This window comes from Furfurilactobacillus siliginis, assembly GCF_001437435.1.
In the GTDB taxonomy this organism is placed as follows: Bacteria; Bacillota; Bacilli; order Lactobacillales; family Lactobacillaceae; genus Furfurilactobacillus; species Furfurilactobacillus siliginis.
In genome coordinates this window covers 53,578-61,394 of sequence record NZ_JQCB01000009.1, presented here as the reverse complement: position 1 = coordinate 61,394, position 7,817 = coordinate 53,578, and the positions used below count along the sequence as shown (strand labels likewise).

8 protein-coding genes are annotated in these 7,817 nt (G+C 44.1%); 7 read left to right on the top strand and 1 reads right to left on the bottom strand.

Annotation, left to right across the window (positions count from 1 at the left end; all coding sequences use genetic code 11):
• The first annotated feature begins 151 nt into the window (after positions 1-151).
• The 4 genes from tig to IV55_RS07410 all read left to right on the top strand — a co-directional run bounded on the left by tig (position 152) and on the right by IV55_RS07410 (position 3,998).
• Positions 152-1,486, top strand: coding sequence for a trigger factor (gene tig, locus IV55_RS07425; RefSeq protein WP_057810881.1), 1,335 nt, complete (start codon positions 152-154; stop codon positions 1,484-1,486).
• Between the two features lie 177 nt (positions 1,487-1,663).
• Positions 1,664-2,920, top strand: a complete 1,257-nt coding sequence (gene clpX, locus IV55_RS07420) for an ATP-dependent Clp protease ATP-binding subunit ClpX (RefSeq protein WP_057810879.1) — start codon at positions 1,664-1,666, stop codon at positions 2,918-2,920.
• Between the two features lie 163 nt (positions 2,921-3,083).
• On the top strand, positions 3,084-3,680 hold the full coding sequence (gene yihA, locus IV55_RS07415) for a ribosome biogenesis GTP-binding protein YihA/YsxC (RefSeq protein WP_057810877.1): 597 nt from the start codon (positions 3,084-3,086) through the stop codon (positions 3,678-3,680).
• 15 nt (positions 3,681-3,695) lie between these two features.
• The gene (locus IV55_RS07410) at positions 3,696-3,998 is read left to right on the top strand and encodes a nucleoside triphosphate pyrophosphohydrolase family protein (RefSeq protein WP_057810875.1); all 303 of its coding nucleotides are present in this window, start codon (positions 3,696-3,698) and stop codon (positions 3,996-3,998) included.
• Between the two features lie 50 nt (positions 3,999-4,048).
• On the opposite strand, the gene IV55_RS10525 is transcribed toward IV55_RS07410, so the two are convergent.
• Positions 4,049-4,222 carry an SPJ_0845 family protein gene (locus tag IV55_RS10525; protein ID WP_169790618.1) on the bottom strand — a complete coding sequence of 58 codons (174 nt, stop codon included), beginning with the start codon at positions 4,220-4,222 and terminating at the stop codon, positions 4,049-4,051.
• Positions 4,223-4,420: 198 nt separating this feature from the next.
• Here IV55_RS10525 and IV55_RS07405 point away from each other — a divergent pair, with 198 nt between their 5' ends.
• Genes IV55_RS07405 through IV55_RS07395 form a run of 3 tightly spaced genes read left to right on the top strand, consistent with a single transcriptional unit; the run spans position 4,421 to position 7,815 of the window.
• On the top strand, positions 4,421-5,905 hold the full coding sequence (locus tag IV55_RS07405; protein ID WP_057810874.1) for an ABC transporter substrate-binding protein/permease: 1,485 nt from the start codon (positions 4,421-4,423) through the stop codon (positions 5,903-5,905).
• Positions 5,898-6,656: an amino acid ABC transporter ATP-binding protein gene (locus IV55_RS07400; protein WP_057810872.1), complete on the top strand. Its 759-nt coding sequence runs from the start codon at positions 5,898-5,900 to the stop codon at positions 6,654-6,656. Before IV55_RS07405 ends, IV55_RS07400 begins: the two co-directional genes overlap by 8 nt.
• A 16-nt stretch (positions 6,657-6,672) precedes the next feature.
• Positions 6,673-7,815 (top strand): ArgE/DapE family deacylase, encoded by a 1,143-nt coding sequence (locus tag IV55_RS07395; RefSeq protein WP_057810869.1) that lies wholly within the window; start codon positions 6,673-6,675, stop codon positions 7,813-7,815.
• Positions 7,816-7,817 lie beyond the last annotated feature (2 nt).

The following is a 7,817-nucleotide window of genomic DNA, read 5'->3' as shown; positions in this document are numbered from 1 at the left end:
AAGGAAGCTGATCTTTTTTGTCCGAACAGCGTTCGGATTAATTTTACAATCTACCATTTATTTACTTTCGTTTACGCTTAAGTTAAACTATTAGGCGTATGAAATTTAACAGAAAGTGCTTAACACATTTTCTAACTGGAGGAATTTTTTAATGGTCGCTAAAGCAGAATTTGCTAAAAAAGAAGGCAACCAAGGTGAATTGACTTTCTCAATCACCGACGACAAGATCCAACAAGGATTGGATCAAGCCTTCGAAAAGACTCGGAAACAACTAAACGTCCCTGGCTTCCGTAAGGGTAAGGTTCCCCGTGCAATCTTTAACCAGATGTACGGTGAAGAATCTCTTTACAACGATGCATTGAACATCGTATTGCCAGAAGCTTACTCAGATGCAGTTGAAGAAGCTGGTATTACACCAGTTGACCAACCACAAATCGACGTTAAGAGCATGGAAAAGGGTAAAGATTGGGTCTTAAAGGCCGATGTTACCGTTGCTCCTGAAATCAAGCTTGGTGAATACAAGGGTCTGACTGTTGAAAAGCAGAGCACGACCGTTACTGCTAAGCAAGTTAACGAAGAAATTGACAAGCTCCGTGAACAACAAGCTGAATTAGTTCTTAAAGAAGACAAGGCTGCTGAAAATGGTGACACTGTTGTCATCGACTTCGACGGTTCAGTTGACGGCGATCACTTTGATGGTGGTAAGTCTGACAATTACAGTCTTGAATTAGGTTCTAACTCATTTATTCCTGGCTTTGAAGATCAATTAGTTGGCCACAAAGCTGACGAAGATGTTCAAGTTAAGGTGACATTCCCTAAGGACTACCAAGCTGAAAACTTAGCCGGCAAAGAAGCTATCTTTGACGTTAAGATTCACGAAGTTAAGACTAAGGAATTACCAGAAGTCGATGACGAATTTGCCAAGGATGTTGACGAAGACGTTGATAGTCTTGAAGAATTAAAGGCTAAGACAAAAGACCGTTTGAAGGAAGAAAAGAAGACTGCTGCTCACGATGCTGTCGAAGACGAAGCTATCAATGCAGCCGTTGACAACGCCGAAGTTATCGGTGGCGACATTCCTGAATCAATGACGGATGAAGATATTCACCGTCAGATGGACCAATACTTGGCTCAAATGGCACAACAAGGAATCAACCCTGAAACTTACTACCAGATCACTGGTACTAAGGAAGAAGACTTGCATAAGCAGTTTGAACCAGACGCAGAACGTCGCGTTAAGACAAACCTTGTGTTAGAAGCCATCGTTGCTGCTGAAAAGCTAGAAGCAACTGACAAGGACGTTGATGCTGAAGTTAAGAACTTGGCTGGCCAATACAACATGGAAGAAGATGCTGTTCGCTCAGCATTGACTGCTGACATGTTGAAGCATGACATTGCCATCAAGAAAGCCGTTGACTTGATTGCTGACAGCGCTAAGCAAGAAGCAAAGAAGTCAAGCAGCAAAAAGGCTGACGAAGAAAAGTAATCGTTACCTAATTAGTTGAAGGTTTCATAAAAATGAGTGACCAGCAATGGTGGCTCATTTTTGTTGTCATTGATTAATGAACCAATCATTAGCCGTTTACACGATAATCTGCTATGATATTCCTAGTTTAGTGGTCAGTGATGACTAACTGGTGATTAAAAGAGAGCGAGGGTACCAATGTTTGATAATACAGATCCAAATGGTCCAGTAACCTGCTCGTTTTGTGGTAAGTCACAAGACCAAGTGAAGAAGATTGTTGCCGGCCCTGGGGTGTACATCTGTAATGAATGTATTGACCTATGTAAAGAAATTATTGATGAAGAATTTGCGGAAGACGCTGCTAGTCAAGTACTTGATGTACCAACGCCAGCCGAAATCGTCAAGACACTTGACCAGTACGTTATCGGTCAGACAGAAGCCAAGCGGACGCTGTCAGTTGCGGTTTATAACCAATACAAGCGGATTAATGACTTAAGCGCTGAAGATGACGGCACTGAGTTGCAAAAGAGTAACATCAGTATTATCGGGCCAACTGGTTCTGGTAAGACGTACTTGGCGCAGAGTTTGGCTAAAATCTTAAACGTGCCATTTGCGATTGCTGATGCCACAACGTTGACTGAAGCTGGGTATGTTGGTGAAGACGTTGAAAACATCCTGTTAAAGCTGTTACAAAATGCAGACTACGATGTTGACCGCGCTGAACACGGCATTATTTACATCGATGAAATCGATAAGATCGCTAAGAAGAGTGAAAATGTCTCCATCACCCGTGATGTTTCCGGTGAAGGGGTTCAACAAGCACTTCTGAAGATTTTAGAGGGTACGATTGCCAACGTGCCACCACAGGGCGGACGTAAACACCCACAACAAGAGTTTATTCAGATTGATACGACGAATATCTTATTTATCGTTGGTGGTGCCTTTGATGGTATCGAAAGCATCGTCAAAAACCGTTTAGGTGAAAAGACGATTGGTTTCGGTACTGACTCTAGCAATAAAGAAGAAGTCTCAACCATGACTGAGAAGGACATCATGCAGCATGTGGTGCCTGAAGACTTACTTGAGTTTGGGTTGATTCCTGAATTTATTGGTCGGTTGCCAATCTTGACAGCTTTGCAAAAATTGGATGAAGATGACTTGATTCGGATTCTGACAGAACCAAAGAACGCCTTGGTTAAACAATATACGAAGCTGATTGGCTTAGACGGTGTGGAACTAGACTTCACCCGTCCAGCCTTGCACGAAATGGCGAAGTTAGCAATCAACCGGGGGACTGGTGCGCGTGGCTTACGGTCAATCATGGAAGATGTCATGCGTGACATTATGTTTGATTTACCAAGTCGTGATGATGTTGCCAAGGTGGTTGTCACCAAGGAAACCGTTACGAAGCATGCCGAACCAGAACTTGTTTTGAAGAGCGAAAAGGCGTCATAAAGATAAACTTAAACGGTATCACTGACTGGCATGTAGTTGCGCAGTCGGTGATACCGTTTTTGTGTTGTTTAAAAAATGATGTGTTAAAAATAATTCGCGCAAATCGGTGTAAATAGAAATGCTATGCTATGATAGAAATATTGAAAAACGAGGAGGGTGTCAGATGGAAGTTCATGAAGTCGCACTGACCATTAGTGCCGTGGCACCAAAGCAATATCCCAAGGAGGACTTGCCTGAAATTGCATTAGCAGGGCGGTCTAACGTGGGTAAATCATCATTAATCAATACGTTGATTAATCGACGCTCATATGCAAGAACATCAAGCCAACCTGGAAAAACGCAAACACTCAATTTCTATAAGGTGGAGTCACAACTTTACTTTGTTGATGTGCCTGGTTATGGATTTGCCAAAGTTTCAAAAAAGGCACGTGAAGAGTTCGGTCAGATGATTGAGACGTATCTGAGCACGCGTCGCCAATTACATGGTGTCATTCAATTAGTAGATGCACGGCATGATCCGTCTGACGATGATGTGACAATGCATGAGTGGCTGGCTTATTACGATATTCCATTATTAGTGGTGGCAACAAAGTCTGATAAAATTGCTCGTGGTAAGTGGAATCAATCGGAAAGCCGCATTCGTAAGGGCTTAAACATGCAGCCAGATGAGCCATATATCCAATTTTCTGCAGAAACAAAGACTGGTAAAGATGCTGTATGGCAGTGGATCGAACAACAGGCTGAATTGACTGGTAAATAAATAGGGGTAATTGCGATGGAGTTTAATGATTATCAACGAGAAGCCAAACGGACGCTTTTCGGAAATGAACAGGTTCTAACAAATATTACATTAGGTGTCGCTAACGAGGCCGGTCAGGTGGTTGACTTGGTCCAACGCTACACGTTTCAAGGGCGGACGTTAGACAAGGAAAAGTTGACTCATGAATTAGGGGATACATTATGGTATCTTTCACAGATTGCTGAATGGGCGAACATCGACTTTGAAGAAGTTGCCAAGCAGAATCTGAGTGAATTAAACGAACGTTACCCAGATCCACAGCATGCTAAGTGGGAATAATAAAAGCGCGTTAGGGTTTTATGTCCTAGGTGCAAAATAAAAAGCAGTGATTAGTCTTTTGACTGATCGCTGCTTTTTTCATCTTTAGTCGTGTCTTTTGGTTCATCTTTGATGTGTTCACGTTTACTAGGTGTCTTGTTGGGATCCTTGATGTCGTCTGGATCGACGGCGAATTGGTCGAATAGTTTATCTAAGTCGTTTTGACGTTTAAATGTTAGGCCCATGCGTATTTATCCCCCTTTTATTCCTGCAGTCATTGTAGCAGAAGTATTGAAAAATGAACAATTTGTTAGTTTTATTCATCAAATCGCGCATATATCAACTTATAATGAATAAAATGAAATATTTTATGATTTTAATTGCATATAATTTCATTTCATCGTATACTCATTTACATTGCAAAACCGATGGGGGAAAACAAGATGAAAAAATTAATGAAATGGCTGATGGTGGTGGCAGCGTTAGTCGTGACCATGATGGTGACTGCACCAGCCACATCACATGCTGATACGACAGCCAGTGATCAATACTTAACGAATGTGAAAGCGAAGGGTGAGCTGGTCGTCGGAACGAGTCCAGATTTTCCACCTTATGAATTCACCAAGAACATCAATGGCAAGTCTAAAGTTGTCGGGATGGATATTGAAATTGCTAAGAAAGTAGCGCATGACATGGGCGTAAAGCTTGTGATTCGGCGGATGGACTTTGATTCGCTGCTCGTTGCGCTCCAAACTGGCAAGGTCGACATGGTCATCGCCGGGATGAGTAAGACCCCCAAACGGGCCAAAAGTGTGGACTTCAGTGAAGTGTATTACAAGGCCGGTGAGGATTTGGTCATCAAGAAAGCCGATCAAGGTAAAATCAAATCCTATAAAGATTTGGCTGGCAAAGGTATCGGTGCACAAACTGGATCGATTCAGTACAACTTGGTTAAAAACCAGGCAACTAAATCCACCCTTAAGGGAATGGATAAGGACACCGACCTGATTTTAGCCCTGCAAACAAATAAAATTGATGCCATTGCGTTGGACCAACCAACGGCAGAAGCCTATGCGAAGAATACGCAGGGACTAGTAGCCATCAATGCGCACTTCAAGGATGAAGGTGCACAAGGATCCGCCATTGCCTTTCCAAAGGGCGCACAATCAATGGTGGCATCGGCAAACAAGTCGATTGATACTATCAAGAGTCAGAATTTGATTCACAAGAAGTATTTACCAGAAGCAGGGAAGTACTTGTCAACCGGGCATTCTAAATCAGCCAAGGCAGCAAACTCAATGTGGGCCTACAAGGACTTTTTCGTTGCCGGTGTCGGTTACACGTTGATGATTTCAGCAGTCTCTGTCGTTCTTGGGTTCTTATTAGGAACGTTGTTAGCATTGATGCGGCTCAGCAAGAATAAATTTGCGAATGCAATTTCTGTCAGCTACATCGAATTTGTCCGTGGCACACCGTTGATGGTCCAAATTCTGTTTATCTACTTTGGTCTTGGATTGGTCGTGAATATCCCCGCATTATTATCTGGGATTATTGCCGTTTCACTTAACTCAGGGGCTTATGTGGCCGAAGTCATTCGTTCTGGAATCAATTCCATTGCGGTTGGACAAACGGAAGCAGCACGGTCACTTGGGCTTTCACGGGGCATGACAATGCGTTTTATCGTGTTGCCACAAGCAATGAAGAATATTTGGCCAGCCTTGGGGAATGAATTTGTTTCTTTGATTAAGGAAAGTTCGATTGTTTCGATCATTGGGGTCAAAGATTTAATTTACCAATCACGGATTGTTCAAGCAGATACTTATCGTGGTGTCATGCCATTGATAATCACCATGATTTTGTACTTCATCATGACCTTTGGATTATCGCGGCTAATGAAGTTCTTTGAAGGGAGGATGACACATGAATAATGAAACAGAGCAGGTACCAGTATTAGCGGTTGAACATGTGAAAAAAACATTCGGTAAAACGGATGTATTAAAAGACATTACGGAAACTGTTCATAATGGTGAGGTGATTTGTTTAATTGGACCTTCTGGTGCCGGTAAGAGTACCTTTTTACGGTGCTTGAACATGCTGGATGAACCAACAGCTGGGTCAGTTGTTTTTGAAGGCAATGACCTGACGAAAATGGACGATAAACACTTGGATCAGTTACGTGAAGAAATGGGGATGGTGTTCCAAAGCTTCAACTTATTCCCACATATGAGCGTGTTAGAAAATATTAAACTGGCACCTATGAAGGTAAAGGGTGTTGATGACGCGACCGCCACTAAGACGGCTAACGCCTTACTTGACCAAGTCGGCTTGGCTGACAAGGCGGATGCCTTTCCCGCCAACCTATCAGGTGGACAACAACAACGGGTGGCGATTGCACGTGCATTAGCGATGAATCCTAAAGTGATGTTATTCGACGAACCGACCTCAGCGCTGGATCCGGAAATGGTTGGTGAAGTGTTGAAAGTGATGCAAGACCTTGCCAGTGAAGGCATGACGATGGTGGTCGTAACGCATGAAATGGGTTTTGCCAGAAACGTTGCCGACAAGGTATGGTTTATGGCGGATGGCTACATTCAAGAGTCAGCGACTCCAAGTGCGTTCTTTGACCATCCCCAAACGGATCGGGCCAAGGATTTCTTAGCGAAGGTTTTGGAAGCTTAAAGGCGAAGGTGAGATTGTGGAAGCAGCGGCAGCACTCAAAATACTAACGGATTTGATTCAAATTCAATCAGTCAATGATTCTGAGGCCCAGGTAGCTGACTATTTGGCAACGTTATTTGCTGATCAAAAAGCGACGGTTGAACATGTAACCTATGCGCCCGGACGAGATAATCTGGTTGTAACTATTGGTGACCATGGTCCAATGCTTGGCTTTTCTGGTCATGAAGATGTGGTAGCGGCAGGGGATGAAGCAGCTTGGCAATACCCACCGTTTGCTGGCACGATTGCGAATGGCAATGTTTATGGACGTGGTGCCAGTGACATGAAGTCTGGCTTGGCTGCCCAAGTGGTGGCGATGCTTGATTTATTAGCCACAGGTCAGTCGTTACCTGGCCAGATCCGTCTATTGGCCTCGGTCGGTGAAGAAACCGGTGAGTACGGTGCGGCCCAGTTAACGCAGGCAGGTTACGCAGAGGCGTTGGATGGACTGGTAATTGGGGAACCAAGTGGGTTTGACATTAAGGTCACGCACAAAGGCGTGATTGATTACTACGTGACTTCCGTCGGGAAGAGCGCGCATTCATCACGTCCCGAACATGGTATTAATGCGCTGGACCCACTGATTTCATTTGCGACGCTGGCCGAGGTCCAAATGGCGAAAAATACAGTGGTTGATCCCGTTCTAGGTGGCTTGACCCATGTAATCAGCCAGATGCAAGGCGGCGAGCAAATCAACTCGGTGCCAGCGCATGCTTGGCTATCTGGGAACATTCGGACCATTCCGGCCTATCCAAACGAACAGGTGATGGCGCAACTGGAAGCAATCGTGCAACAATTAAATGCTGCAGGTGCACAGCTCTCGATTCGCTATAGCTATCCCGAGCCATCATTAGCCAACCAGGCAGATACAAAGTTGGCTAAGCTAGCTGCCGATATTTTAACAAACCAGTATCATCGCGGTGGGCAAATGACAGCCGGTACCGGTGCGACGGATGCGTCCGAATATACGAAGGCGGGTAACTTACCAATCATTATCGTCGGTCCCGCCGATGGGTTAACGGATCATCAAGTTGATGAAAAAGTTGCCGTCGATAATTATCTATTGGGCTGCGATTTTTATCGCACGTTGGCCGAGCGCTTCTGGGCGACTACAAATTAGAC

Coding starts and splice junctions, on each gene's coding strand:
- tig (WP_057810881.1), top strand. CDS start 152: ATGGTCGCTAAAGCAGAATTTGCTAAAAAAGAAGGCAACCAAGGTGAA.
- clpX (WP_057810879.1), top strand. CDS start 1,664: ATGTTTGATAATACAGATCCAAATGGTCCAGTAACCTGCTCGTTTTGT.
- yihA (WP_057810877.1), top strand. CDS start 3,084: ATGGAAGTTCATGAAGTCGCACTGACCATTAGTGCCGTGGCACCAAAG.
- IV55_RS07410 (WP_057810875.1), top strand. CDS start 3,696: ATGGAGTTTAATGATTATCAACGAGAAGCCAAACGGACGCTTTTCGGA.
- IV55_RS10525 (WP_169790618.1), bottom strand. CDS start 4,222: ATGGGCCTAACATTTAAACGTCAAAACGACTTAGATAAACTATTCGAC.
- IV55_RS07405 (WP_057810874.1), top strand. CDS start 4,421: ATGAAAAAATTAATGAAATGGCTGATGGTGGTGGCAGCGTTAGTCGTG.
- IV55_RS07400 (WP_057810872.1), top strand. CDS start 5,898: ATGAATAATGAAACAGAGCAGGTACCAGTATTAGCGGTTGAACATGTG.